This window comes from Sphingomonas sp. (assembly GCF_050725575.1).
Lineage (GTDB): Bacteria > Pseudomonadota > Alphaproteobacteria > Sphingomonadales > Sphingomonadaceae > Sphingomonas.
Genome location: NZ_JBOHHW010000010.1, coordinates 71,794 through 96,443 on the forward strand (window position 1 = coordinate 71,794; position 24,650 = coordinate 96,443).

19 protein-coding genes and 1 pseudogene are annotated in these 24,650 nt (G+C 63.5%); 7 read left to right on the forward strand and 13 right to left on the reverse strand.

Annotated elements, in window-relative coordinates:
• Positions 1-123 precede the first annotated feature (123 nt).
• The gene (locus ACRECS_RS09355) at positions 124-2,205 is read right to left on the reverse strand and encodes a TonB-dependent receptor plug domain-containing protein (protein WP_431582689.1); all 2,082 of its coding nucleotides are present in this window, start codon (positions 2,203-2,205) and stop codon (positions 124-126) included.
• A gap of 109 nt (positions 2,206-2,314) precedes the next feature.
• Positions 2,315-2,683, reverse strand: coding sequence for a winged helix-turn-helix domain-containing protein (locus tag ACRECS_RS09360; protein ID WP_431582690.1), 369 nt, complete (start codon positions 2,681-2,683; stop codon positions 2,315-2,317).
• A 97-nt stretch (positions 2,684-2,780) separates the two neighbouring features.
• Between ACRECS_RS09360 and ACRECS_RS09365 the strand changes: the two genes are divergently transcribed.
• The 5 genes from ACRECS_RS09365 to ACRECS_RS09385 all read left to right on the forward strand — a co-directional run bounded on the left by ACRECS_RS09365 (position 2,781) and on the right by ACRECS_RS09385 (position 10,910).
• Positions 2,781-4,829, forward strand: a complete 2,049-nt coding sequence (locus tag ACRECS_RS09365) for an NAD(+) synthase (protein ID WP_431582691.1) — start codon at positions 2,781-2,783, stop codon at positions 4,827-4,829.
• Between the two features lie 82 nt (positions 4,830-4,911).
• Positions 4,912-6,468 carry an alkaline phosphatase D family protein gene (locus ACRECS_RS09370; protein WP_431582692.1) on the forward strand — a complete coding sequence of 519 codons (1,557 nt, stop codon included), beginning with the start codon at positions 4,912-4,914 and terminating at the stop codon, positions 6,466-6,468.
• A 170-nt stretch (positions 6,469-6,638) separates the two neighbouring features.
• Entirely contained in the window at positions 6,639-9,104 is a 2,466-nt protein-coding gene (locus tag ACRECS_RS09375) for a TonB-dependent receptor (protein ID WP_431582693.1), read from the forward strand.
• Positions 9,105-9,598: 494 nt separating this feature from the next.
• Positions 9,599-10,450: a metal-dependent hydrolase gene (locus tag ACRECS_RS09380; RefSeq protein WP_431582694.1), complete on the forward strand. Its 852-nt coding sequence runs from the start codon at positions 9,599-9,601 to the stop codon at positions 10,448-10,450.
• Positions 10,451-10,466: 16 nt separating this feature from the next.
• The gene (locus ACRECS_RS09385; RefSeq protein WP_431582695.1) at positions 10,467-10,910 is read left to right on the forward strand and encodes a DUF2147 domain-containing protein; all 444 of its coding nucleotides are present in this window, start codon (positions 10,467-10,469) and stop codon (positions 10,908-10,910) included.
• 195 nt (positions 10,911-11,105) lie between these two features.
• Here the strand turns inward: ACRECS_RS09385 and ACRECS_RS09390 are convergent, their stop codons facing one another.
• The 9 genes from ACRECS_RS09390 to ACRECS_RS09430 form a co-directional block, all read right to left on the reverse strand.
• The gene (locus tag ACRECS_RS09390) at positions 11,106-11,807 is read right to left on the reverse strand and encodes an energy transducer TonB (RefSeq protein ID WP_431582696.1); all 702 of its coding nucleotides are present in this window, start codon (positions 11,805-11,807) and stop codon (positions 11,106-11,108) included.
• Between the two features lie 221 nt (positions 11,808-12,028).
• On the reverse strand, positions 12,029-12,400 hold the full coding sequence (locus ACRECS_RS09395) for a DUF3325 domain-containing protein (RefSeq protein ID WP_431582697.1): 372 nt from the start codon (positions 12,398-12,400) through the stop codon (positions 12,029-12,031).
• Positions 12,393-14,108: a PepSY-associated TM helix domain-containing protein gene (locus ACRECS_RS09400; protein ID WP_431582698.1), complete on the reverse strand. Its 1,716-nt coding sequence runs from the start codon at positions 14,106-14,108 to the stop codon at positions 12,393-12,395. The genes ACRECS_RS09395 and ACRECS_RS09400 overlap by 8 nt, the downstream gene beginning before the upstream one ends.
• Before the next feature lie 11 nt (positions 14,109-14,119).
• Positions 14,120-14,425, reverse strand: coding sequence for a hypothetical protein (locus tag ACRECS_RS09405; protein ID WP_431582699.1), 306 nt, complete (start codon positions 14,423-14,425; stop codon positions 14,120-14,122).
• A gap of 10 nt (positions 14,426-14,435) precedes the next feature.
• Positions 14,436-16,967, reverse strand: a complete 2,532-nt coding sequence (locus ACRECS_RS09410; RefSeq protein ID WP_431582700.1) for a TonB-dependent siderophore receptor — start codon at positions 16,965-16,967, stop codon at positions 14,436-14,438.
• A gap of 151 nt (positions 16,968-17,118) precedes the next feature.
• Entirely contained in the window at positions 17,119-18,099 is a 981-nt protein-coding gene (locus ACRECS_RS09415) for a FecR family protein (protein WP_431582701.1), read from the reverse strand.
• A 100-nt stretch (positions 18,100-18,199) separates the two neighbouring features.
• Positions 18,200-18,706, reverse strand: a complete 507-nt coding sequence (locus ACRECS_RS09420; RefSeq protein WP_431582702.1) for an RNA polymerase sigma factor — start codon at positions 18,704-18,706, stop codon at positions 18,200-18,202.
• Positions 18,707-18,962: 256 nt separating this feature from the next.
• On the reverse strand, positions 18,963-19,937 hold the full coding sequence (locus ACRECS_RS09425; protein WP_431582703.1) for a DUF6607 family protein: 975 nt from the start codon (positions 19,935-19,937) through the stop codon (positions 18,963-18,965).
• A gap of 13 nt (positions 19,938-19,950) precedes the next feature.
• Entirely contained in the window at positions 19,951-22,182 is a 2,232-nt protein-coding gene (locus ACRECS_RS09430) for a TonB-dependent hemoglobin/transferrin/lactoferrin family receptor (RefSeq protein ID WP_431582704.1), read from the reverse strand.
• A gap of 160 nt (positions 22,183-22,342) precedes the next feature.
• Between ACRECS_RS09430 and ACRECS_RS09435 the strand changes: the two genes are divergently transcribed.
• Complete coding sequence (locus ACRECS_RS09435) at positions 22,343-23,008, forward strand: hypothetical protein (protein ID WP_431582705.1); 666 nt, start codon at positions 22,343-22,345, stop codon at positions 23,006-23,008.
• An 83-nt stretch (positions 23,009-23,091) separates the two neighbouring features.
• Here ACRECS_RS09435 and ACRECS_RS09440 read toward each other — a convergent pair whose 3' ends face one another.
• Positions 23,092-23,424: a DUF6481 family protein gene (locus ACRECS_RS09440; RefSeq protein ID WP_431582706.1), complete on the reverse strand. Its 333-nt coding sequence runs from the start codon at positions 23,422-23,424 to the stop codon at positions 23,092-23,094.
• Between the two features lie 282 nt (positions 23,425-23,706).
• Between ACRECS_RS09440 and ACRECS_RS09445 the strand changes: the two are divergent.
• Positions 23,707-23,994: pseudogene (locus ACRECS_RS09445) on the forward strand (IS5/IS1182 family transposase); the annotation flags it as partial.
• Positions 23,995-24,141: 147 nt separating this feature from the next.
• Here the strand turns inward: ACRECS_RS09445 and ACRECS_RS09450 are convergent.
• Positions 24,142-24,378, reverse strand: coding sequence for a hypothetical protein (locus ACRECS_RS09450; protein ID WP_431582707.1), 237 nt, complete (start codon positions 24,376-24,378; stop codon positions 24,142-24,144).
• Between the last annotated feature and the right edge of the window lie 272 nt (positions 24,379-24,650).

Genomic DNA, 24,650 nt, shown 5'->3' on the forward strand with positions numbered 1-24,650 from the left:
GAGCTTGTCGAAGCACCGCTCTTTCGTTCAACCGTTGCTAAGAAGAACCGCCCTTCGACAGGCTCGGGGCGAACGGGAGGGTGTGCAGTTCCAATATAACACTCGGCGCTCTAGCTTCAGACCTCAATAGCGCGCGCGCAAACTGGCGAAAAAGCTGCGCCCTGCCTCCGGAAAGCCATCCACCAGCTGGTAATTGTCATCGAACAGATTGCGCGCGCCGACGCCGATCTGGACGCCGTCGATCACTTCGTAATCAATGCGCAGATTGGCCACCGCGTAGCTGCCGGTGCGGTAATAGCGCAGCCCGGTCGAGACCAATGTGGTGCGATCCGACGCCAGGTCAATGCTCGGCACGATATGCACCGGCCCGACCGGCGACCAGTCGGCATAGATGAACGCCTTATGGTCGGGCACATCGGTCAGTTCGAACAGAGTCAGGATGCTGCCCGGCTTTGGCCGGATGTCGAAACTGCGATGAGTATAGGTGTAGTTCGCGCCGAGTTGCAGCGTCGATCCAAGCCGGGCCGTGGCGGAGAGTTCCCCGCCATAATATTCCGCTTTGCCGAGATTCTCGCGCCGGGTGGTGGTGGCGGAAGACCCCGCCGGGCGGACCGAGACGATCGCATCGCTGATATCGCTGTAGAAGACCGCGCCCTCGATCCGCAACGCGCCGAACTGACGGCTACCGCCGATCTCGTAATTGGTCGCGCGTTCGGGGTTGAGGCCCGGGTTGGATGCGGCGGTGCCGAACTGCGTGCTGAAGCGCTCGAAGATGGTCGCGAAGCGCGCGCGCGACGAGATGCTGGCATAGAGCCGGGTCGCGCTGTCGGGGGTCCAGATCAGCTGCCCCTGCGCGTTGAACGCATCGCTGTTGCGGATCGGATAGCTGAACAGTCGCGCGGCGCCACCGCTGGCCGGCACGCCATATTCCTCGGCACGCTTCAGGTCACGCCAGTCGAAGCTCACGCCCGCCACGAACGACAGGGTCGGCAAAAGCGCCAGCCGGTTCTCGGCGGCGATGCTGTAGGTGTCCTCGACATTGGTCTGGCGCGGTTCGGTGAACGTGCTGGGGGAGAAACTCTGCTGATATTCGACATGGCGGTCGCGGCGATAATGCGCAGCGAGGCTGAACGTGTCGGCGGGTGTGAGATCGACGCTGAGTTGCGCCGAGCCGCCATAGGCCTCATCCTCATAATAGCTGTTGAAGGCGCGACCGAGAGTCTGGGTCGTCTGAGTGCGGTTGTCGAACGAGCGCAGCAGATTGTCGAACGTGTTGTAGAATATCCGCGTCTTCAGCGTCGCATGATCGCCCAGCGCCGTGGTCGACAGGAAATAGACGCTGTCGATATTCCAATAGGGCCAGCTCCAGTTGCGCTGCGTGGCGATGCCGTCGGTGATGTGGAGCGGCGCGTTCTTCGCGCCCTTTTGCCGCGTGTAGCTGATCGAATATTCGTCGGTTTCATTGGGCGTGAAGCCGGCCTTCAGGTTGAGCCGCGAATCCTCCGTCCGGGTGAAATCGCGCTCGCCGCCATTTTCATTGACGGTCGGCACGAACCCGCCGGCCAGATCCCAATGATCGCGGAAATTGCGCGTATAGCTGGCCTGGGCGTACCAATTGTCCTGCTTCGTGCCGATCAGGCCGAAGACATTGTATCCGGAATAGCCGGCGCCACGATCGAAATCGAGCGTGCCGCGCGCCTCGACTTCCAGCGCCTTGGTCGGCTTGCGCGTGACGAGGTTGATCGCACCGCCCATCCCGCCGGGACCGTCGAGCACCGAGGCATAGCCCTTGGCCACCTGCACCTCGGCAATGTCGGGGGTGAGGAAGCGGCCATAATCGAGCCGGTTGTCTGCCGGGAGATAGACGCGGATGCCGTCGATCGACAACGGCACCTGAAACCGGTCGAAGCCGCGCACGAAGATCAGCCGTTCGTTGCGCGACCCGCCGCTGTTGGAGGAGGAAACGCCGGGGATGATGTTGACCGCCTCGTCGAGCGTCACGCGGTTGAAGGCATAGATCGCCTCCGACGACAGGGTCGATGCGCCGATCGCAACGCCGGGCTCACGCGTGCCGGTGACGATGATCTGGCCGAGATCGAACGCGTTATCGACCGGCGGTTTTTCATCGGCTGTGGTGGACTGCGCCGTGGCCGGCATCGCCAGCACGAGCATCGATCCCGTCATCACTATCGCTGAAAGCCGCATATTTCCCCCTTCGATCGCTGCCGAACTGCTATATCCAGCCGTATACAGTCCGATGACGGGAGGAAAAGGGCGCGATCCGGCCGTGTTCGATTTTACCTGAACCCAGTCATCAGACGGGCGGCAACGGCGCCTTGCGCAATTCTTGTTCGAGGATCGCCAGCGGCACGCGGGCGGCATCGGCAAGTGCCACTTCCAGGGCGCGAAAACCCTTCAGGACTTGCCGACCCGCCGGCGTGAGGCGCGCCCCCCGTGCTTGCCCACCACCCGCGACCGTTTCGACCAGCCGGTCCGACCAGCAGCGGTTCATGCTGTCGACCAGCAGCCAGGTCCGGCGATAGCTCATGCCGAGCGCACGGCCGGCGGCCGAGATCGACCCCTCGCGCTCGATCGCCTCGAGCAGGTCCGCCTTGCCCGGCCCGATCGCGGCTTCGTCCCCGCAAAACAGCTGTGCCTTCAATTTGAGCGAGTCGATCCGCATATACCCCTCTTAATGCCAATAGAGCGCGCCGGACATCTCGGGCGCAAGGCCCGTCGGAGCCGTGGCATTGGCATGGAAAGGCCGCTAAACGCTGACCATGGCGAAGACCCACCCCTTTCATTCGATCCACAGCCACGGCCTGATCCGCGCCGGTGCCTGTACCCCGCATGCGACGGTGGGAGACCCGGCGGCCAACGCCGCGGCGGCGATCGCGCTGGCCAAGGACGGGCACAAGCGCGGCGCCGACCTGCTGGTCTTTCCCGAACTCAATATCAGCTCCTATGCGATCGACGACCTGCACCTGCAGGACGCGCTGCACATGGCGACCAACGACGCCTTGGAGGCCGTCGTGGCGGCGTCCGTGAAGCTGCATCCGGTGCTGCTGGTCGGTGCGGCGCTGCCGCGCAACGGGCGGCTGTACAATTGCGCGGTGGCGATCGCGCGCGGCCGCATCCTGGGTGTCGTGCCCAAGACCTTCCTGCCCAATTACCGCGAATATTATGAGAAGCGCTGGTTTGCCAGCGGCGCCGGCCAGTCGGGTGAGATTGAGGTCGCGGGCCAGACTGTGCCGTTCGGCACTGACCTGATCTTCGCCGCGAGCGACCTGCCGCATTTCATCTTCCATGCCGAGATCTGCGAGGATTTCTGGGCGCCCACCCCGCCCTCGACCGCCGGCGCGCTGGCAGGCGCCCTGATCTGCTGCAACCTGTCGGCGTCCAACATCGTCGTCGGCAAGGCGCGCGAGCGAGCGATGCTGTGCGCCGCGCAATCCGCGCGTGCCGCCTGCGCCTATATCTTCTCCGCCTCGGGCCCCGGTGAGAGCACCACCGACATGGCATGGGACGGCCAGGGCATGATCCATGAACTGGGCGAGTTGCTGGTCGAATCCGCGCGCTTCGAACGCGGCGCCGACACCATTTATGCCGATGTCGATTGCGGCCGCCTGCGCCAGGAGCGGATGCGCGTCGGCACCTTCAACGACAGCGCGGCGCTCGCCGGCCATCCCGAGACACGCTTTCGCCGCATCGCGTTCGAGCACAAGCCGGGCTTTGCCGATATCGGGCTGGAGCGTGCGGTGCGCCGTTTCCCGTTCGTGCCCAACACGCCGGAAAAGCTCGACGCGGACTGCTTCGAGGCGTTCAACATTCAGGTCGAGGGACTGCTCAAGCGGATCGAAGCGGCCCGGGCGGAAACCCTGATCATCGGCGTGTCGGGCGGGCTCGATTCGACTCATGCGCTGATCGTCGCGGCCAAGGCGATGGACCGGCTCGGCCGTCCGCGCGACCATATCCTGGGCTTCACCATGCCCGGCTTTGCGACCGGCGATGCGAGCAAGGGCAATGCGTGGCGGCTGATGCGCGCGCTGGGCATTGCCGGCGACGAGATCGACATCCGCCCCGCCGCGCAGCAGATGCTGCATGACATCGACCATCCCTTCGCCAAGGGCGAGCCGATCTATGACGTGACGTTCGAGAATGTGCAGGCGGGCCTGCGCACCGATTATCTGTTCCGCCTCGCCAATCAGCGCAGCGGGCTGGTGGTCGGCACCGGCGACCTGTCCGAACTGGCGCTGGGCTGGTGCACCTATGGCGTCGGCGATCATATGAGCCATTATGCGGTCAATGCCGGCGTGCCCAAGACATTGATCCAGTTCCTGATCCGCTGGTGCGTCAAGACCGATCAGTTCGACCGCGAGACCGATACGGTGCTCGAGGCGATCCTTGGCCAGGAGATTTCGCCCGAGCTGGTCCCGGCCGATGCGAGCGGCGCGATGCAAAGCACCGAGGCGCGGATCGGGCCATATGAACTCAACGATTTCTTCGTCCATTATGTCGTGCGCCACGGCATGGCGCCGTCGAAGATCGCCTTCCTCGCCTGGCATGCGTGGCGCGATGCGGCGGCCGGGCGCTGGCCGATCGATTTCCCGCGCGACGGGCGGCACCAGTACGACCTGGCCACGATCAAGGGCTGGCTGGAGAAATTCCTGTTCCGCTTCTTCGTCACCAGCCAGTTCAAGCGCTCGGCGATCCCCAATGGCCCGAAAGTGTCGGCGGGCGGCGCGCTGTCGCCACGCGGCGACTGGCGGGCGCCCTCCGACGGCACCGCCGCGCCCTGGCTGGCCGAGCTGGCGAAGAATGTGCCGTAACGATGATGCGGCGCCCGTGACTGTCATCGGCGCGCAATGTCATCAGCCGATGAGTAGTTGAATCGCTTATCGAAAGACTGAGATGACCCATATCACACGCCGCTCGCTGATCGCCGGGGCCGCGGGCAGCGCCGCTTTGCTGTCGATCGGCGCACGCGGATCAATCCCGCTGCCGCACGGCCTGTTCACGCTTGGCGTCGCGTCGGGCGATCCGCTTGCCGACGGCGTGGTGCTGTGGACTCGCCTCGCGCCCGCCCCGCTTGCCGATGATGGCGGCCTGCCGCCGATCGGCATTCCGGTGCGCTGGGAAGTGGCCGAGGATGAGCGGTTCGGCAGGATCGTACGCGGCGGCGAAGCGCGTGCGCTGCCCGAGTTCGGCCATTCGGTGCATGTCGACGTCGCCGGCCTGCGCCCCGCGCGGCGTTACTGGTACCGCTTCATCGCCAATGGCGAGACCAGCGCGGTCGGGCGGACCCGCACCGCACCCGCCGCCGGCGCGCCGGTCGACCGGCTGCGGCTGTGTTTTTCGTCGTGCCAGAAATATGAGGCCGGCTATTATGCCGCCTATCGCCACATGGTGGCGGAGGATCCGGACCTGATCCTGTTCCTCGGCGATTATATCTATGAAGGCGCGCCCAATAATCTCGGCGTGCGGCGCCACCTCAACCCCGAGCCGGTCGACCTGCCCGGCTACCGTGCGCGCTACGCCACCTACAAGCTCGACCCGCTGCTGCAGGCCGCGCACCAGGCCGCACCCTGGGCGTTGACCTGGGACGATCATGAAGTCGCCAATGATTATGCCGACGCGCTCGACCAGGAGAATAGCGACCCGGTCGCGTTCCTGCGCCGCCGTGCCGCCGCCTATCAGGCCTATTTCGAGCATCAGCCGCTGCGCGCCGCCACGCGGCCGTCGGGATCGTCGATGCGGCTCTATCGCACGCTCGACTGGGGCGCGCTGGCGCAGTTCCAGATCATCGACGACCGTCAGTATCGCGGGCCGCGCGCATGCCAGCCCGAGGGGCTGATCGCGGCGCATAAACGCTATCAGAACCTGGTCGGCCCCTGCCCCGATCTTTACTCGAGCGACCGCACCATGCTCGGCACGGTGCAGGAGCGATGGCTGATGGACCGCCTCGGCACGAGCAAGGCGCAGTGGAACCTGCTCGCGCAGCAGACGCTGATGCGCCAGCAGGGCCGGATCGATCCGCTCCATCCCGAACGCGGCCCGCTCTTTTCCGCCGACAGCTGGTCGGGCTATCCCGCCGCGCGCGACCGCATCTTCCGCCGCTGGGTGGAGGCAGGCACGGCCAATCCGATCGCGCTGGGCGGCGATATCCATGCCTTTGCCGCCGCCGACATCCAGGACCCGGCCAAGCCCGACGGGCCCGCGATCGGATCGGAATTCGTCGGCGGATCAATCTCCTCGCTGTTCAATGACGCCAGTTTCAAGGCGCAGGCCGCGGCCAACGGCCTGAAGTTCGCCGAGAATGAAGTGCGCGGCTATGCCCGGGTCGATCTGACCCCCGGCCTGTGCGTCACGACCTTTCGCGGCGTGAGCGATGCGCGGCGTGAGGATGCCGATATCCGCGATCTGGTGCGCTTTTCGGTGGAAGCCGGACGCCCCGGCCTGCAAATCTAGAAATGTTTCAGAAACACTTCACACTGTCATAATTGCTACACGGAAGCTTCCTAGGTCGGCCTCGACTCAGGGACGATACACACAAGATATCAACGAGAATTGACGCCACCCGGCGCTCGGGATGGCGCTTGCTCCCCTGCGTCTGATCAATTCACCCTGGGGGCGTAGCGATGATTTTTCCTTCCACCATTCGATCCGGCAAGACCAAGGCTGGCCTCTTCCTGCTGACCGCAAGCCTGTTGAGCCTGGCCAGCGGCACGGCCTGGGCCGCCGCCCCCGCGCCAGAGGATGCCGACACCGCGATCGCCGCCGACCCGGTTGCCGCCGATGCGGCAGTGCCGGAAGACGAGCTGGGCGACATCACCGTGGTTGCGCGCAAGCGGTCCGAAAATGTCCAGACCGTGCCGATCGCGATCACGGTGATCAGTTCGGCCGAGCTGACGCGGCAGAACCTCGTCAATTTCACCAACTTCCAGGTCAAGTTCCCGGCCTTCTCGGTCTATCTGACCAACCCGAAACAGCTCAATCTGGGCATTCGCGGGATCGGCAATAACGGCTTCAACACCGACGGCATCGACGGGTCGGTCGGCATCTTCGTCGACGGTGTCTATACCGGCCGCCAGGGCATGGTTTCGAGCGATTTCAACGATATCGCCGATGTCGAATTGCTGCGCGGGCCGCAGGGCACCTTGTTCGGCAAGAACACCACCGCGGGCGCGGTGATCATCAACACGCTGAAGCCAAGCTTCAATTACGGCGCAACCGCCGAGGCAACGATCGGCAATGAGGGCTTCTATCAATTCAAGGGCAGCGTGACCGGCCCGCTGATCGACGACAAGCTCGCGGTGCGCCTGTCGGGTTTCTACAGCGACAAGGACGGCAACTACCCCAATGTCTATAACGGCAAGAAGCAGAATGGCCGCCAGGGCCAGGGCCTGCGCGGCCAGTTGCTCGCCACCCCGATCGACAATCTGTCGATCCGCCTGATCGCCACCTATGGCCGGCAGAGCTTCCCGAGCATCTCGCCGGTGATCCTGTCGATCTATAACCCGGCGGCGTTGCAGAAGCGTATGGCGGACGCCGGTTACACGCTGCTGACCAGCAACGCCAAGGACCGCAAGATCAATATCGACAGCCCGCTCACGGCGGAGACCGATCTGTTTTCGACCAGCGGCGAGATCAATCTCGGCCTCGGCTCGGCCGGCGATCTCACCTCGATCACGGCTTATGAGCGCTGGTCGTGCTTCACCAACAACGACAATGACTACACTCAGCTCGATGCGCTGAGCGATTACGGATCGTGCAACAAGGAACGCCAGTTCTCGCAGGAACTGCGCTGGTCCACGCCAAGCGACAAGCCGATCGTCGCCACGCTGGGCGGCTTCCTGTCGCGCCAGCGGCTGCAGGTGGATTCGCGCGTCCGCTTCGGCAGCCAATATCATATCTGGGCGGCGAACCCCTCGGCGGCGCAATTCCCGACGACGATCGCCGGCAGGACCTGGGCGCAGGGCGCCTATGCCGCCGCGCTGACCGGTGCCGGCTTTCGTTCGCAAGCGGTGTTCCACACCGACACCGACGCGCTGTTCGGCAATGTCACCTGGCACCCCGATGCCGACCGCCGGGTGGCGATCGATATCGGCCTGCGCCAGACCTGGGAGCGCCGCAGCCAGCTTTATGACGGTGTCGTCGCGTCCAACCCCGGAAATTTGACCACCGCCCAGTTGCGGGCGCTGTCGCCAAGCGGCGCCAATGCGCAGCTCGGCCATGTCGATACCAGCCTTAAGGACAGCTCGCTGTCCGGCGAGCTTGGCGTCAATTTCAAGGTCAACGCCGCGCTGATGGTCTTCGGGAAATATGTGCGTGGCAACAAATCGGCCGGCTTCAATCTGTTGCCCTATAATTCCAGCAACCCGGATTCGGGCGTCGCCTCGGCCATCGCACTGGGCGCCGGACAGACGGTCAAGGGCGAGAAAGCCGATGACGTCGAAGCCGGCATCAAGAGCGAATGGTTCGACCGGCATCTGCTGATCAACGTGACCGCCTTCCTGACCAAGGTGCAGAATTATCAGGCCAACCAGGCGGTGGGCGTCGGCAACACCGCGCTCAAATTCCTCGCCAATGTCGGGTCGCTCACCTCGCAGGGCGTGGAAGTGGAAGGCGAGGCCTGGCCGCTCGAGGGGCTGCATCTGAAGGGGTTCGTCGCCTATAATGATGCAGTCTACTCCTCGTTCCGCAATTCGGTTTGTCCGGGCCAGTCGACCGCGCTCACCTGCGACCTGACCGGACGCCAGGTTGCCTGGGCGCCGAAATGGACCACCGACCTGACCGCCGATTACACCCATGCGATCTCACCCGATGTGACGGGCTATGCGCTGGTCGACATCAACTGGCGCTCGAAGCAGAACACCACCATCACGCTCGACCCGTCGGCGGAGATTGACGGCTATGCGCTGACCAGCTTCCGCGCCGGCGTGCAGCTGCTCAACCGCAAGCTCGACCTGCAACTCTGGGTCGAGAATGCGTTCAACAAGAGCTATTACATCAACCTGCTCGGCTACACGAAGTCGACCGGCATCATTCAGGGCTATCCCGGCAACCCGCGGACCTTCGGCGCGACCGTCCGCGTCACCCTGTAAGCCTTGTTGATTGAGGCTGGAGCGGCTCCGGATCCTACCCGGGGCCGCTCATCATGTTTCCACCTGGAAGCTGATTTCCAGAGCGTCGCACCGCGGCAATCCTGTTTTCGATACCGAGAAAAAGCGCCGGTATGAGCCGGTACGGATGACATAGCCGATGCTGTGCGACGGTTGAATCGCTGCCGGCGAGGCGCCTGCGCGGACAGGGCCGACGGACGAGCGGGGGAGATATGGGACACCGGTCGTGTCATATCTCCCCCGCCGCCGCCTTCCCGAGATCACAGCAAAATTCATTATATATCAGCTATTTAGCTTGAAATGAGCGACGACCGGCTCAAAATTGAGGCCAGCCTGCTCTCCAAGCTCACCCGCAAGCCAACCCGCCTTCAGGATGAAGCGCGGGGTTCAATACGCATGTCTATATTCGCTATATTGACATTGATGTTCAAATCGATATTACGAACATCAATGTCAATATGACATGGAGACGAGTCATGACCCAACAGGCCACCCTCACCCCGCCCGACCTGCCGATTCCGCTGCGCGACCTGCGCTTCAACCGGGAACAGTCCGGCCATCCGCACTGGTGGCATGGCAATGACCCTGTCCCCACCGCCTTTTTCAACGCGCTGTCCTGCACCTTCCCGGCCGGCGAGAAATTCTTCATGGACGCCGTCCGCGCGTTCCGCCGCGACGTCAGCCCGCATCTCCAGATGCAGATCAAGGGCTTTGTCGCGCAGGAAGCGGTGCACAGCCGCGAACATGCCGCGTTCAACAAGCTCGCCGCCGACAGCGGCTATGAGATCGACCGGCTCGAAGCGCGTACCAAGAAAGTGCTCGACCTCGCCCGCACGCGCGGCAAGCATCATCAGCTCGCCGCGACCTGCGCGCTTGAGCATTTCACCGCGATGCTGGCGCATGAGCTGCTCGCCAATGACAGCCGCGACATGGATGCCGCCCCCGCCGACATCAACCGGCTGTGGAGCTGGCATGCGATCGAGGAAATCGAGCACAAGGCGGTCACTTACGACACGTTCCTGGCGGTGACCGCGGACTGGTCCGGGCTGCGGCGCTATTTCCTGCGTACCCGTGCCATGATATTGGCGACGCTCATCCTGTACGGGACGATAGCAGCCAATATGCGCGACCTTTACCATCAGGACGATCTGCGCGGCCTGCGCGTCTGGGGCCGCACGATCAAATATCTGTTCGGCAAGAACGGTATCCTGCGCCGCATCACCCCGGCCTGGTTCAGCTATTTCAAGCCCGGCTTTCATCCCTGGCAGCATGACGAACGCGCCCTGCTCGCCCAGTCTCAACAACGCCTCGGGCTTGGTGCCGCATAATCTAAGGGAGAACCGCGTGAAGACCTATTTTTCGGCCGGAATTGCCGCGACTCTGCTTCTATTCTTAGGCTCCGGTGCGGCAACCGCCGCGCCGGACAGCGCCCTGCTCGGCAAATGGCGCACCCAGCAGCGTAACGGCGTGGTCGAGATCCATCGCTGCGGCAAGGCCTTGTGCGGCCGCGTGCTCGACGGCGATCCGCTCCGCGCCAATCCCGACCAGCGCGACATCCGCAATTCGGACACGAGCCTGCGCGGGCGCAAGGTGATGGGCCTGCGCATCCTGAGCGGCTTCACCGGCGGCCCGACCGAATGGAAGGGCGGCCCGCTTTACGATCCCAATACCGGCGACGGCGCGACCTCCGGCTCACTGACGCTGGAGAACCCCACCACGCTGAAGGTGAAGGGCTGCATCGCGGTGTTCCTGTGCCGGACCCAGACCTGGACCCGCGCGCCGCGCTGACAGTTGCGCGGCGGGAGGGATGACGTCACTGGCCCTGGGCGAAACCGGGGGCGGTGGTGTTTGTCGTGGGTGCTGGCTGGGGCTTAGTTCGGCGAGACCGCCAGCGCGGCGGGGTCGGCGCGGCCGTACCCGTATCGCGCAGCATCAACAGCACCTGACGCCCGACATGCCTGCACCGGCGGAGCGCGAGAACCGTCATCGCGCGACGAAGAATTCGACCGGGACCACCAGTTCAATGATCGCCTGTTCCGGCCGTGTATTGGCGGGAGGCTTGGGAAGTGGCTGTGCGCGCCGTGGCAGCGCCACCGCTTCGCGGTCCAGCTCGGGAAAGCCTGAGCTGCGCTCGAGCGTCGCCGACAGCACATGCCCTTTGCGGTCCATGACGAACCGGACATAGGGCACGCCCTGTTGGCGCCGCGCCATCGCGGTGCGCGGATAGCGGCGATGCTGGTTAAGGCGCGCCAGCACCTTGCCCTCCCATGTTTCGGCCACATTGGCCGAAACCTTTGGCGCGGGCGGCGCGGGCTGGCGTTCGGGCGCGGTGGTGCGCTCGATCGGCGGATCGGGATCCGGTTGTGCGACCGGGGCCGGAACCGGGTTGTCGCTCGGCAGCTGGATTTCGGGCGACACGATCTTCGGCTGCTCCGGGCGCGGCACGGGCTTCTGCTTCTCCTGCCTCTCGGCCTCGCTGGGTGGCTTGGGCGGCTCAGGCGGCGCGGTCGGCGCGGCGACATCGAACACGCTCAATGTCGCCGCGGCTGGCGCTGCGGTATAGGTGCGCCATGTCAACAGCGCGCCGCCGACGATCAGCAGGCAGGCCAGCATGACACCGCCCATGCCAGACAAGCGGGTGCTCCAGCTGGTCGGTTGATCGACATAGCGGGTCGAGTGTTCCAATGCTGGCTTCGGCTGCGAACCATCAAGTCCCGCACCATCACGGCCACCGAATCCGCTATGGATGGAGCCGTCGACTCTGCCATGATCGGCGCCGTTCAATCCCGCATCGTTCGCGGAGCCAATGGGTTGATCGGGCAGGAAATACGGGCCTGCGGTTGCGGCATTGCCTGTCGCGCCTGATGGCGGGGGCGGCATGTGGCAGCCAAGGTGGCGCGGCAGGGTCATGGATCAGCACGGTTGCCGCGCGCCGGGCCGGCCCGCCAGGACAGAGCCGGCCAGGACAGGACCAGCCAGGACAGGGGCCGCAGCCATGATGGCCGCCATGTCAGCATAAACGCGACCGCCAGCGCCCCGGCAGTGAGCGCCATGACCCACACCAGTGCAGCAATCGTCCCATGGTCCGACAGATTGCAGAGCAGGAGCGACATCAGGAACGCCGCACTTGCCGCCCACCGCAAGAGCATTCGCCGCCCTTGCGGCGGTTTTCCGCTTTCGCATACCTGTTTCCAATGCACGTCCATGGCGAGCGCCAGCCACGCGAAACCCGCGACATTCAGCAGCACCGCGCCGGCAAGCACGAGAGGATCAGACATTGGCGGCCTCGCGCGCGACAGTGCGCGGCTTGGAGGCGGCCCGTTCAGCATTGTTTCTGCCCGTCTCCCGCTGCCCTAGCTTGCGCGCCGCGACTGCGGCAGCAGCGGCGATGGTGAGCAAGGAAAGGTCCACCCCCGCAACAGGCCAATAGCCGGTGCCGATCGTGCGAAGCAGGTGATCCCCGGTCGTGATCCAGTTCAGCAGCACGGCCAGCGTCGCCATGATCGCGGCGGCCCAGCATTGTTCACGCCATGCCGGGTTGATCTTCCCCAAAGCCACCGGTGCGCTACGGACAAAGGCGTGCAGCATGGCCAGTGCCCAGCCGGCCCAGAACAGATATATTTCCAGGTTGCCGCGCGGCAACCAGCCGACGGGCAGCGCCTCGGGTAGCAAGCGGTTGGCGATCAGGATGGTCATGGTCGCAATCAGCATGCCGGTGATCGTGGTGACGGCCAGCGCATCGACCACTCGGCTGCCCTGGTTGCCGGTCCGGGCGTGCTGCTTCTTGCGCTTTTCCGCGAAGAAGATGAGGCCGGTGGCGATACAAATCGTGCCCATCAGGCCGCCCAGCACATAGAACCAGCGCAGCGGCCAGTGGCGAAAATGCTGCAAATGCAGCCCGGTGAGGAAGTCGGCGATCCCACCCATGACCGTCTGTGGCGGGTCCTCGCGCAGTATTTGTCCCGTGCTGGCCTTGAAGTGGATGCCTTCGCTCACGCTCGCGATGCGGTCGGTCCCGGCGCGATAGACGCTCACATAGCCGTTGGCGTCACCGATATGGTTGACGGAGAGCAAGCCCACCTCGCCCGCCATGCCCCTCGCCGTCCAGCGGCGCTGCGCTTCGGCCACCATCGCATCCACCGATGCCAGCGGCGCGGTCACACCGGATCGGTCATGCGGCAGTCCTGTCTCCTGTTCCTCGATCTTCTCGTGCAGTTCGTGCAGCGGTTTGAGCTGGGTGTCGGTAACCGGGAAATAGGTACCCGCGAAAATCAGCAAACCGGTGAAAGCGAAGAAGAAGTGGAAGGGCAGCGCCAACACGCCGGTCATGTTGTGCAGGTCGAGGACGCTGCGCTGGGTGTTCCTGGTGGGCCGGAAGGTGAAGAACTCACGGAATATTTTGCGGTGCATGACCACGCCCGAGATGAGCGCGACCAGCATGACCAGCCCGGCAAAGCCGACGATCCAGTTGCCAAGATCCCTCCCGTTAGGGGTGAGATCGTAATTAAGGGTGAGGTTGTGATGCAGCGGATAGAAGAACTCACTGCCGATCTTCAACTGGTCGTGGGGGAATAGCTTGCCGCTGCGCGGGTCGATCGTCCGGGACCCGAAGACGGAGTCGGGCACCCTCGCATTGGGCGTATCCCACGCGGCGCGCATATCGAGCACCGGATCGCGGTGGGTGGTAAACGCTCCCCAGAAGTCGGGATTATCCCAGTGTATCGGCAACGGCCCGTCGACCAGCTTGCGGGCTTGATCGAGGCTCTCCTTGCCGGGCTGGATGCTCTCGAACACCGGGCGCAGCATCGCGTCGAACGAGGGCATTGGCTGCGGCGCGAAGCGCGATGTGGGAATCGCCCAGCGGTCGATCTCGCGATCGAAGACCGAGAGCGAGCCGAAGAAGAAGGCGACGATCAGCACGAAGCCCAGCACGAGGCCGAACCATGTATGCACCCAGGTCGCCGCATGGCGGAAGCTCTGGAACATGGCGTCTCTCCTCATGTCAGGCTCATCTGGATCAGCGAGGCGGCGGCAGCCATCAGTGCGCCGCCTCCCACCAACACCGCTCCCGCCCGCCACAGGCCGCGGGCTGCAAAGGCCCACAGGAACGCGGCCGGATAGAGAAGGAGCGCCAGGATCGAACCCAGCGTCTCCCCGTCATGGAACGCCGCACCCAACGCGAATGCCCCCGCCGCGCATAAGGCGATGACGCCCCAGCAGAACACATAGCCGCCGACAAGCGCGAACAGGGTGCGGGCGGAAAGAGCGATATGATCGCGGCGTGTAGCGGCGCCTGTTCGCATCGCCGTCGCCTCAGAAGTCCATAGTGGCTGAAAGGCGGAAGGTGCGCGGGTCGCTCCTCATCAGGTTTCCGGCCGAAGGATGCGGCGACTTCCAGTAACGCGCATCGGAGACGTTATCGACATCGAAGCGCAGCGTGATCTCTTTGTCGCTCCAGGGCCCGGCGAAGCTGTAGCGTGCACCCAGATCGACTTGCGTCCATGCCGGAAGCTTGAGATCGGGCCTGCGGTTGAGCGCCACGACATTGCCAGTATGGGTGAAACGCCCCGTCAGCGTCAGCCCCTCGATGAACGGCGTATCCCATTCGCCGCCGATCACCGTCCGGAACTTCGGCGTATTGGCGGCTCTCCAGCCATCGCGGCCGCCGTCATTCTTGACCTGGGTGGCCTCTATCAAGGTGACACCGCCAAGCAGCCTCACGCCATCGAACAGTTCGCCATAGGCGGTCAGTTCGATACCGCGATTCCGCTGCTCGCCATCGAGCGTCAGCGTCGGCAGCCCTCCGGTTGTGCTGTCGACAGCCAGCGCATCGGGCTGGGCAATCTGGAACGCGGCCAGGGTCGTCGTGACAGAGCCCCAATCCACCTTGACGCCCGCTTCATACTGCTTGCTCTTGTAAGGCGGGAATATCTGACCGGCATTGGTGTAGCCATCGCCGACGACCGACCCCACCTCAAGCGCCTGAATATAGTTGGCGTAGAGCGAGACGTTCTCCAGCGGTTTGACGACCAGGGCGAAAGACGGCGACCAGGCAGACGATTTATACGTCGTCGATTGAATATTGGTGCCTGAGAACTGGAAGCTGCTGGCTTCTATTTTATTGTAGCGCGCACCTGCGGTGAACAGAATGCGCTCATCCATGAACGACATCGTGTCCGCAATGGCGATGCTGGAAGACTTGTTATGAATTGCCGGCAGGATATCCTCGGCAGGGGGATATACGGGCGTCGAGGGGAAAACCGGATTGGAGAGAGTGCCCACGCGAATGATGGAGCCGGCTCCGGCGCCAGCGCGGCTCAGCGAGGTGGAGTCGTACTCCCAATTGATCCGTGACAGATTAAGGTTGAGCGTGTGACCAATGGGGCCAGTGTTTATCTTGGCATTGACGCCGCCCTGCACCGAGAAAACGTCAGTCCGATCGCGGAATCGGGCGGCCAGAATGCCAACTGCGCCGGAACTATCGAGCAGATAAAGATCATCGTCGGTGGCCGTGGCTTTGTACCGCTGCTTCCCTATCGCAGCATAGGCCGTTACATTGTCGAGAATATCGACCTCGCCCTGGATCATGCCCAGCGTGATATTATGCGTGCCTTTTGCCCAGGCAGGCGAGAAGGCAACGCTGTTACTGAGAGCTTCTGGAACCTTGGTGAGCGATGCCAGAACGCCCCGCAGCCCATTGATCGTAATCGTGCTGCTGGGCGCGGTGAGGCTCGACCATTGATGCGCGAAATCGGCTGACACGCGGACGCGATCGCCGCGATAGTCCAGATTGGCGGCCACGGTGCCGAACTTGGAATTTTGGGTATCGACCGGCGTATCGCCGCCATCGACGGAGCCGTTGATACGAATGCCAAACTCTTTGTTCGAGCCAAAGCGGCGGCTGACATCGGCATGGACGCCGATTTGCGAGTCCGACATATAACGCGCGGTCACCCGGGTCAGCGGCTGATCGCTCGCCTTCTTGGTGACCAGATCGACCGTGCCGCCCAAGGCAGCCATCCCGTTCATGGCCGTACCCTTGAGAAGCGTGTTTGGTCCGCGCAGCACTTCGACGCGCTCGATGTAATCGGTCGATGGATAATTGAGCGGCGCCATGCCGGGCAGCCCGTTCAGGCTGTTGCTGGCCAGATATGGCTGAACGGAAAATCCTCGAAAGGTCCAGAAATCGTTCCTTCCGCCACCTTTGGTCCCCACGATGACAGACGCTTCATTGGCCATGACGTCACCCAGCGTTCGCGCCTGCTGGTTCTGTATCGTCTTGTTCGTGTAGCTGGTCTGGCTGAACGGCGTGTCCATCACGTCGCGATTGCCGAGCATCCCCACCTGCCCGCCACGGGCGACCTGGCCGCCGGCATATTCGGGCGGCAGCGTGCCAAGGACAGACGTGGATGGCGCGATGCGTGCCCCTTCACCCTCGACTCGCACTGGCCCAAGCTGAATCGCGCCGTCCGCCGATTGCGGTGCGGGTTCGAGCACAACCGCGTTCGGTGACGTCCACCGGAAAGTCAGCCCCGTCCCAGTGAGGAGCCGCGACAGCGCCTCGGCGGGGGCAAAGTTGCCCGACACCCCCGGCGACTGCACACCGGCCCCCAGCGCCGCCTTATATCCGATCTGCACGCCCGATTGTTCGGTGAACTGTTGCAGGGCCGCCGCCAGCGATTGCGGCGGGATATTGAAGCTGCGCGCAGCTGTGGCGCTGGCCGGGGCCTCCTGTGCCTGCGCAGCGCCGATCGGCATGGCGAGCGTGAAAGCGGCGCTGGTGGCAAGAAGCAGTTGCCGCATCGAAACTCCGGCGGCGCTGCGGCCTGTCGGCAGGTGGTGCATGAATGATCCCCATTACCCATGGGCACCGCACGGCGCGACGCCCCCCTTGCCCGCTACGAAATGACCCGCATTAGCAATAAGGCCGCCTAAGACGTATGCCGACCCGCTCACCCTAACCCCCTCACGAAAATAAATTGTCGCGCTGCGGCAATCAGCGGCGCAGGACCGCGATCCCCGCCGGCAGCGTCGCGACCCGCAGGCCCGCCATGCTCGCCAATGTCTGCAGCGCCTCGTCGGGCGCATCGGTGCGGAACACGCCGCTCACCGGCGCAGTGCCCGACATATCGGCGACGTTGATCGTCATGCCTGGGCGATAACGGGCGACTTCGGCGATGGCGTCGCCAAGGGGCTGGTTCTGGATGATGATGAGACCGCGCCGCCATGCGGCGATCTCGGTCGTGGTTCCCGGCTCCATGCCTTCTACCGGCCCGCCCCTGGCATAGCGCACCCGGCCGAGCTGGCGGACGATCTTCTCGCTCCCGCCCCCGGGCGACGACACGCGCACCACGCCGGCGGTGACACCGACATGGACCATATCGTCGCGCCGGCTGACCTCGAATGCCGTGCCGATATCCTCCGTCACGCCACCGAGCGCGGCCACGCGGAACGGGCGCGCGTCGCCATGCTTCACGTCGAACCAGGCCCCGCCCCGCAATAGCTCGATGCGGCGTTCGCCCTTGTCGAAATTCACCGCCACGGCCGCACCGCTGTCGAGCATCGCTGTCGATCCATCGGGCAAGGCCAGCGTGCGGGTCTTGCCGACATCGGCAATAGCATCGGCGCGCAGATGGATCGTTGCGTCAGGCGCGGCCAATAGCAGCGCCAGCGACGCGGCGATGGTGCCGAGCGCCGTACGGACGGGATGGCGGCGCACCCATGAGCGGCCCGCTGATCTTCGGGGCGATCGGAGATGCTGGGGCGGCGGCGCACTGGCGAACGCGGCTTCCTGATCTTCGAGGCTCTGCCACAGGCTCCGCTCGCGATCGAAGGCGGCGCGGTGGTCCGGCGAGGTGGACAGCCACGCTTCGAACGTCGCCATTTCGTTAGGCGTGATCGCGCCTGACGCGAGCCGGACGACCCAATATTCGGCTTGGTTCACGAGAGAGGATGGGTCGGAAGATTTCTTGTTCATCGGCCCCTCTTACGCCGGACGACGCTGCGAATGCGCGTTCGGCCGCTTAAGACGTTTGCCGATGTTGCTGTCCTAACCCCTGCCTCGAAATAAATCGCTCTCACTCCGCGTCGCGGGCCTTTCGTAAGGCTGCCATCGCACGTCGGATATGCTTTTCGATCGTCGTGGTCGATACGCCATATTGTGCCGCGACCTCGGCCTGCGTCATGCCCTTGAAACGGTGCAGCCGGAAAATCCCCTTGGTCGGCTCGGGCAGCTCTTCGGCCGCCCGCAACACGCGGACCAGCTCGTCCCGGGCGATGACTTCTTGCTCCTGCGATGGCTGGTCCTGCTCGTCCCACAGATAGGCTTGCGCCTTTGCCTGTATGGTCGCGCGCCTGCTATCGGAGCGGACATGATCGGTCGCGAGGTTCGCGGTCAGGCGGTAGAGATAGGCGCGCCGGTTGGCGATCGGCGGATCATCGCTGACACGCTGCACCTGAAACCAAAGGTTTTGCGCCACATCTTCTGCCGTTTCTACGCTGCCGACGATACGCTGTACCAGTCGTATGAGCGACGGGCGCTCCGTCAGGAGCAGGCGGGTAAGGGCGACGGCATTAGTCGGCATGACGGACCCATCCTAGCCGATTTTGCGAATGACTCGCAATAGTTATGCTTCCGCGCTATACTGCCCATATGGGCAACGAAGGTTTCATGTTTTCTCGGTGCGCCGAGACGTTGTGCGTCTGTGAAGAGCGCGCCGCTCGCGAGCGTGCGACGCCGCGTATGGAGAAATCCGAGCTGGCGTCTGCGCACTGACTGCTCGCGAGCCAGTAAATCGTAAACTCGGTGAAGCCGAGATCGTTGGCGATGCTGGCGAAGCCCTAGTGCTTGGTGACCTCGGCAATCACCGCCCTCGCCTTCACAATCGCATCGGCGCTCTTCAGCTTGCCCGCCTTGATGTCGTCGGCATAGCCCATCAGCCGCTCGCCCGAGGCAGAGCCGGTGTCGGCGACCTCGGCCACCACCACGCCCTTGTTCGCGATGATCGCCGCGTCCCAGGCGGCGCGCACCGCGGCCCAATAATCTTTGGTCGCCTTCCAATAGGCGTCGGCGAACTCGACGTCGTAATCGCTGTCCTTCACATAGGTGTTGAGGACCGATTCCTGGACGAAGGGCACGAGCTTTCCACCGACCAGCCCCATCTTGATATTGTCCTGCCAGTGGATCCAGCCATTGGGCGACGGCGAGTGGCGGTTGATGCTGAGATAGCGGTCATAGGGCGGCTTGCGCACCGCGTCGCGGCGCGCCAGCGGGCGCCATGACCAGTCGCTCTGCCAGCGCCGTATCCCGCCCTCGTCGGTCCATCTGCCCAGGCCGCCATAGCGCGGGGAATCATCGGTCTGCCACACCGTCTGCGACCAGCTGCCCCTGCGCTTGTCGGCCGGCACGTCCGTCAGCACCCATTTCCCCTGCCCCGCATAGGTCAGCACCGCGGCGGGTTCATAGGTCCAGTCCTGCCGCCAATGCTTGACCACCACCGGGTCGCTGCCGGTCGTGCCGACGACCAGCAGATGCTGCAGGACGATATGCGTCGGGCTGTCCTCGACCACGCGCACGCTTTCATGGCCGCCGGAGAGCTTGGACTGGATCGGCGTATAATCGGCGCGCCACGGCGTCGTTTCGCGGAAATCGAACGTCACCTTGTAATCGCCCGCCATGGCGAGGATCGCTGCTCGGTCGGCGGCCAATGCCAACCTCTCCGACACGCGGGGCCCGGTGACCACGGTCTCAGCGAAGGCAGGTGCGGCGTTAATCGCGAGGGTGGCCAGGGCCGCGAACGGAATCATTCTGATCATCTTGAGCTGCCCCTTAAAATCGCGCCGAAATCGATACGCTGGCGTTGCGACCCGGTTGCGTGAACGCGTCGAGCACCAGGTTGTTTGCAGTTGTCGCCACGAGCGGACGAACATCACTCCACAATGCGTATTTCTTGTCGAGCAGGTTGAAGACGCCGGCGCGCAACGTCCACATCTCACCGAGCCTGACGAACGCCGTGGCATCGAGGATGGTAAACGCGTCGGGGCGCAGGCACTCCCCAGTGCAGGACCCGGCGGTCGCGGCAAGTTCCTTGCGCATCGAATGCGTGGCAATCAACTGCCCGCCAAAACGATCGCCGGGATCGCGCCAGCCCAGGCCCATCACCAGCTTCAACGGATCGATACTGTCCAGTGACGATGTGACCGTCCCCCTGGTCTTGTCGCCCTGTGCATAGGCGATCGCGAGCGAACCAGTAATGCCGCTGCGCGTACGCCCCTCAAACTGCGCCTCGATGCCCTTGATCGATACCCGGTCGAGGTTGACGAACTGGAACACGATCGGATTGGCGACCGTGCCGGCGCCACTGACCTGTTCCTGGCTGATGAAATTGCGATAGCGTCCAGTGAATCCGGTCACCGATAACGATACGGCGTCACTCTTCAGCCTCAGCCCGGCCTCGAACGTGCCGCTCGTCTCCGGCCGCAGATTCGGGTTGGGAATGGTGCGATAAGCGAAAAAGGGTGAAGTCAGATTCTCGAAGAACTGGTTGACCTGGCTCGGCTCGGGCGCGTTGAAGCCACGGGCATAATTGCCGAACAGAGAGAAACCACCGCCGATCTTGGCCACCGCACCAAGCTTTGGGGACAGTCGCGATCCATCCTGCGGCGCGGATGCGAAATTCGGCAGGAGCGGATCAGTCTCCGGATCGAGATCATAATAGTCGAAGCGCAGCGCCGGGAAGAGTGTCAGCACACCATCGGCAATGGAGATTTCATCGGCAATGAACGCGCCCGCCTGCAGATAGTCGGTGTTGGGAAAGGCCCGCGTCGGAAAGACATCGGGCGCGGTTGGGACCGTTCCGTCGCGCAGGCCGGTCTGGCGGGTTTGCGACAGATCGGCGCCAACGATCAGGCGATGCGCCAACGGTCCGGTGGAAAACCGCCCCTGAACTTCCGCCGCGCCGCCGATAACGCGATTCTCGAAGATGTTGATTCGCGACCGATCGACCGCCGGATTGCGATCCTCAAAACTATATTGGCGGTTGCGGCCCTTCTGCCAATATGCCGAAATCTGCGCCGACTGGATAAAGCCGCTGCCGGTATATCGCCAGTCGAGGCTGACCCGGTCGCGCCGCGTCGTGTCGCGCGCATTGGTCGCCAATACCGTCGCCGAACGCGACGACAGCACATTGGTCACGACGCGGTCGTCGAGATGCTCACCGGTCAGGCGAATACGGTTGGCGTCGTCCGGCGCCCAGACGATCTTGCCTAGCGCCGCGTTCGAGTTGGTGTCTTGCGGATTGGGTGCCGTCGCCGTTCCCTTGACGCCACGATTGTCCAGTTCGTGCGCGTCGCGGCGGGTATAGCCCGCCATGACCGACACCTCGCCGCTGCGCACGGCGCCGATCAGCGTTTCGCTGAACTGGTCGTCGGCACTGGAATAGGCCGCACGCGCCAGGCCGCCGACCCGCTTGTCGGGGCCGAGGATATCGATCGGATCACTAGTCACGAAGCTGACCGCACCGGCCAGCCCGTCGCTGCCATAGAGCGCGGACGCCGAGCCGCGCAGAATCTCGACCGACTTGATCAACCCGACATCGACATAATCGCCGCGCCCGGCCGCCTGGGCGCCGAAGCTGAAGCCGTCGGGCACGCGAATGCCATCGACCTGGATCAGCACGCGATTGCCCTCCAGCCCGCGAATATTAAAGCCCTCATTGCCCGCGCGACCGGTCGAGGATCCAGCGGCGCTGAAGCGCGATGGCGCGCGGCGCACCGAGACGCCGGGTTCGAAACGGACCAGATCCTTGATGTCCTGAGTCAGCGTATCGGCGATGCGACGCTCGTCGATCACGGTGACCGTTGCCGGAACATCCTGCACATCGCGCGGCAGCCGGGTTGCCGTCACCGTGATGGTGTCGGTCGCGCTGTCGGCGGCTGCCGTGCCGGGCGCCTCCTCGGCATGGGCGGGCATTGTCGCGGCGAGGATCATGGCGATCGCTGCAGACGATGCCGCCCAATGCGCAGCCTGCGCCCTTTTCGCCGCCAGAGTGTGACGAATCATTCTTATCCCCGATCTTCAACGCTAGTGCGAATCATTCTCGTTAGCATTTAAAGACAACGGCCGGGAAGCGTCAACCGCCCCCAGTGAGCGATCGATTGAGTTCAGGCGGGTACGCGTGCGATACTCACTCAACGGAATACCGCGAAGGGGGACGGCATCAATGCAACGCCTGGCACATCCGAAATTCAGTCGATTGTCAGCGGTCGTGAGCGCTGTCGCGGTACTGATAACCGCCCAAATGGGATATGCTCAGCAAGCCGGCAATGGGTATGAGCCACCCGTTTACGACGATACAGAGCCGCATTTTGAAAAGAAGGAAGAGAAATTCGGCCAGTTCTCCGTCGTGCGCAATATTGAGGATTATCGATCCGTACCAATCATGCATGGACCCTGGCTGACAAAAGAATCCTCGCTCATTTGGCTCGATAGTACAGGTACAATTGGATTCACGTTTGTCGACAATGGGGGCACCGTGCAATTCGGGGCACAAGGCAAGAGCGTCGATAGCAAAACGACATGCATCATGCAGAGCGTTACTGTTGGGTACAACCCGAAGCCAAGCACGATCGAAAGTTGGGAAAAGATACAATCCTTCATTGGCCGGCAACTTCGCTCCTGCAAAGCGATTGCGACCGCTGATCTGAATCGTGCTATTGTCGAGATGAAAGGCGCCGGCGCAGATTACGTCTCGGCAGCAAATGCATGGAAAGGCGTATCGGCGGAGCTCTTCGGCTCAAATGGGAATCGCTGTATTGCGCTCCGAATGGTGCAGGACCCCACAAGCATGCCACCGCGCTATGAGTGCAGGAAATACTCGAAGCCCTGACCCGGTATTTTAGAACCCGTCATTCGCGCAGCAGATCCAAGCCCGATATGCGACGAAGGCGCGCCTGGCGCCGGGTCAAGCGGTCAGCGCTTGCCCTTCTTGCGTGCGGCGTAGCGCGCGTCGCGTGCCGCCTTCTTCTCGGCCTCGGTCAGCTGCGCGCGCTCGACCGCAGCGGCGGCTTCGGCGAGCGCCGCTTCGGCGCGGGCGACTTTGTCGAGCTTCGCCTGTTCGGCGGCGGCGAGCTTGTCGGCGCGGCGCTTAGCGTCGGCCACTTCCTTGGCGGCCCGTGCAGCGGCGCGCGCCTCGGCCACCGCCGGATCGATCGGCGGCTTGGCTTTCAGTTTCTCGAGTGCCTTCTGCTTGGCTTGCGCGGAGAGCGCCGCCCGGTCCTGAAAGCTCGGTTCCTTGTATGCCATGCGGTGTCGGGGCCTTTCGGGCGCAGCTATATCATGAAAATTGGCGGAGAGGGTGGGATTCGAACTCAGGCTCTAAGCCCTTGATCTTTCCCGCTTTCCGATCGAGGTATTTCTTCGCGGCACCACGGAATGTACCACAAAAAAATTTCACCCAAAAACCGAGGCTTGGCGCCTCAGTTCGAATCCGTGCGCCTCTATCGAACCCACGGTACATGGTCAAGCGGGAGCCGCCTACAATGTCGACGAACCGGGCATAACTCGAGGGTCCCGTCGCTGGAGGTTGGCGCATCCGCCTTCTTTGCTTACTCGACCAACTATCTGATGGATCTTGACCATGCGGTGATCGTCGATGTCGAGACGACCACCTCGATCCGCCAGGCCGAAGTGACGGCACAGCGCAGGATGATCGATCGCACGCAGACGCGGTTCGACCTGTGGCCCGAGCAGCTCACTGCCGATACCGGCTATGGCGATGCGGCCAACCTTGCCTGACTGGTCGAGGAAAAGGGCATCGCACCGCATATCCCCGTGTTCGACAAATCCGCTCGCACCGATGGCACGTTCGAGCGCCGATCCACAGGCGGAGCGTCGTTGGTCGTGCATGGTGCCCCTGCAACATTGTAGACCGGCTCGACCTCACCCCAACTGGGCAACCCTATCGGCTCGCTATCGAGATTATTTACCGTCACACCCGTCCGGAAATAGCCGAGACCATTGTCATTCGTACTCCCGCCTACCGCAGCTATCCGGTGCGGTTTGGTTGACCTCGATCGACCAGGCGGCGATCTGTTGCGGCGAGGGATCCGGGCCGATCAGCGCGGTACGCGTGCCGCCCGACGTGTTGCCGCTCATCGACACGACGGGATAGAGCAGCACCGCGCCATCGGGGCGCGTCAGCAGATGATCCGCCGCGTCGATCGCCGCATAGCATGTGGCTAATCTAGCAACAATCAAATGACAAGATGGCCCTGCTGCGGTGCTCGATAAAGGCGGAATTCAGTCTATGATTCCGGCCAAGCCTGGGTGAACATTATCGACGATCATATCTCCGTCGCCGACAGCCGCGAAGCCGCATCCAGGTGACGAGGCATCTCATGGCGCGGTCATCGGACCGTCAAGCATCGCCCTGCCCGGGTAGCAGACAGTGCAAAGCAACGTCTGCAGAGCATTTTTATTGACCTCCAAACCTGTCCGGTTGCCGCCATTTATTGCGGTTCGGCATTCGT